Below are 2,440 nucleotides of genomic sequence, written 5' to 3'. Positions count from 1 at the left end.
GGCTCGGTGGGCCCGGGCTCCTCCGGCTCCGGTTCCTCGGGGGCCGGGGGCTTGTCGTCGCCGCCGCCCGTGTCCTCGTCCTCGTCGCCGCCGGGCGCGGGCTTCTCCTCGCCGTCGGTCTCCGGGGCCTTGTCGTCCTCGGGGGCGTCGCCCTTCTCGGCCTCCTCCAGCACCTCGACGCAGGCCTGGAACTCCTCCGCGGTCAGCGAACCCTTGGGAAGGTCGGGCCGGTCGTCGGCCTGGGCGAGCGTGGGCGTGAAGCCCATGCCCATGAGGACCGCGGTCGGCATGGCGGCGATGGCCATCACCTTGCCGCCGGGGATGCGGACCCGGGCGCGCAACGGCTTCCGGGGTGCCGCGTGGCGGGGCCCTGTTCTCGCGTCCGACTCGTCCACGGCCGAACCGTGGACCTCCTCGTCAGCCGGCACTGTGCCTCCCGTTCACCTCGTTGGCCGGGTTGGTGCTTGACAGTTCGTCCCACTCGTCGGCGGGGCGGCGCGCCTCGGGGAGCCGTGCGTTGACGGTGCCGAAGCCGTGCTCGTCCCGCGCGGCGTCGTCCTTCGCGAACGACACGGCCGCGGCGGCGTGCTCCGGCTCACCGGCGAGCGGTTCGGCGCCGGCCGCCTGCTCGGCCTCGTCCGGACGGCCCGGCGCCCAGGCGATCGCCATGGCGCCGCCGATCAGCGAGAACAGGAAGCCGATGAAGAAGCCGCCGAGGTTGGACACCGGGATGGAGACCAGGCCCAGCAGGATCGCCGCGACACCGCAGAAGATCTGGATGTGCCGCTGGAACCACAGACACAGACCCAGCACCCCGAGCAGCACGCCGATGATCAGCGAGCCGGCCCCGGCGGTGGTGGCCATGGTCATGGTGAGGTTGCCGATGTGCAGGTCGGCGTAGGGGAAGTACCCGATGGGCAGACCGGCGATCATGACGAACAGGCCGGCCCAGAACGGCCGCGTGCCCCGCCACGTGCGGAAGTTCCGCCGGATGACCCGAAGGCGTTCACGACCGGGCGCGGCAGGAGTCTCGGCGCTCATGGAAAACAGCTCCCTGGAACGGCGTTGCCGTGATGAGTGTGATGGTGCGTGGTGCTGGGACGAGCGGGGGAGCCGTGAGGCTCCCTCGCCCGTCAGCGAGTGCTCAGTAGCACTCGTGGACACCCGGCTTCAGCGACAGCTTCAGGTTGCTGAGGTTGAAGGTGCCGGCGGTGGTCGCCCACGCGGTCTGCTTCACACCGGTGAGGGTGGCCTCGCTGGCGTGCTGGGCGAAACCGTTGGCGTTGGTGCCCGCGGCGAGCTCGGGACCCTTGGTGGCCTGACCGGCCGCCACACCGATGTCGATGTTGCGGAACTCGGCCGAGGTGGTCTCGAGGCTCTCGACGTCGAGGTACAGGTTCTCGGCGTGGACCGGCTTGTCACCGGTGCCCGCGGTCAGCCGGAGGCTGACGTTGCCGAAGACCGGCACGTGCGGCGTCACGACGGACTGGCACATGTTCGTGATGTCGGCGCTCTTGAAGGCGGAGACGGCGACCGGGTGGAGCGCCTTGTTGCCCTCGAGGTCGACACCCTGGGCCAGGGAGCCGTACTGGTTGAAGCCCTTGCCTTCGAGCCGGTCGGTCGTCACCTTGAACGACTGGCCGGAGACGCTGAACGACGCGGCGAGCGCGCCCTGGGCCAGGCCGACGCCTATCGCGGCCGTGGCGGCGATGCTGGGCACCATGACGACGGCGAACCGCTTCCATCTGGTACCGCCGCGCAGCTGGGACTGCATATGTCCTCCTTCTCGGACGTACATCTCCTGGTCCCGGCTGCCGCCGAAGGCGGCCCGAACCGGGCAGGGATGGGAGAAGTGCTACGTCCTCGGGAAGGAGAGCGCCTGTTTCTCGTACAGCGCTGTATGCGCCCGAATCACCGGCGATCACCCCCGAGCGACAACCACTGGCCGCACCGGACAGGTGGTCCCGTGCGACCTTTTCGGACAGGCTCCGCCGCGGGCGGAGACCCCCCTGTCCTGGGCGTGGCGTCTCGGTGACGCCACGCCTGCCCGGTGGGGACCCTGTGTTCCGTGGTCCCGATTGGTTGTCGGGGACACGGAAGAGGACCGAGCGTCGCCGATCGTTGTGCATTCTGCGCGCCCCCGCAAGGGGTCTCGTTACCCGCTGGTAACGGCGACATGGCCGTGGATCACCCGTCTCGCCCCGGTCCACGACGGAGGGTGGCGGTCCATCCCATGGCAAAGCCGGGCAAAACACGGCGGAGCCGGGCAGGATGGTCGGCAAGATTTACTGCCAGTAACAGCTGGGTGTTTTCCCAAGATTTGGCAAAGCGTGGCCGCAACGCGTCCCTGGGGCGGCTCTCTTCACGCCGGCCACATGTTTTCCCCGCACCCCGGAGGCCGAAACGGCCGAGGCGGGGCGGAAGTCGTCGACTTCCGCCC

The 2,440-nt window shown here is 69.8% G+C and carries 2 protein-coding genes and 1 pseudogene; all 3 read right to left on the bottom strand.

All coding sequences use genetic code 11. The features are described 5' to 3' along the window. Positions 1-395: pseudogene (locus ACOV8S_RS14105) on the bottom strand (hypothetical protein); the annotation flags it as partial. A gap of 22 nt (positions 396-417) precedes the next feature. Then, positions 418-1,041 carry a DUF6114 domain-containing protein gene (locus tag ACOV8S_RS14100; RefSeq protein WP_448318164.1) on the bottom strand — a complete coding sequence of 208 codons (624 nt, stop codon included), beginning with the start codon at positions 1,039-1,041 and terminating at the stop codon, positions 418-420. Between the two features lie 103 nt (positions 1,042-1,144). Next, positions 1,145-1,774 (bottom strand): DUF6230 family protein, encoded by a 630-nt coding sequence (locus ACOV8S_RS14095; RefSeq protein WP_108954324.1) that lies wholly within the window; start codon positions 1,772-1,774, stop codon positions 1,145-1,147. Positions 1,775-2,440 lie beyond the last annotated feature (666 nt).

It is taken from the genome of Streptomyces sp. CO7 (assembly GCF_053474865.1).
The sequence above is the reverse complement of the archived record's forward strand: the minus strand, read 5'-3'. Positions and strand labels throughout refer to the sequence as shown.

What these genes read in the sequence shown, in the direction of transcription:
- ACOV8S_RS14100 (WP_448318164.1), bottom strand. Translation starts at nt 1,041, where the DNA reads ATGAGCGCCGAGACTCCTGCCGCGCCCGGTCGTGAACGCCTTCGGGTC.
- ACOV8S_RS14095 (WP_108954324.1), bottom strand. Translation starts at nt 1,774, where the DNA reads ATGCAGTCCCAGCTGCGCGGCGGTACCAGATGGAAGCGGTTCGCCGTC.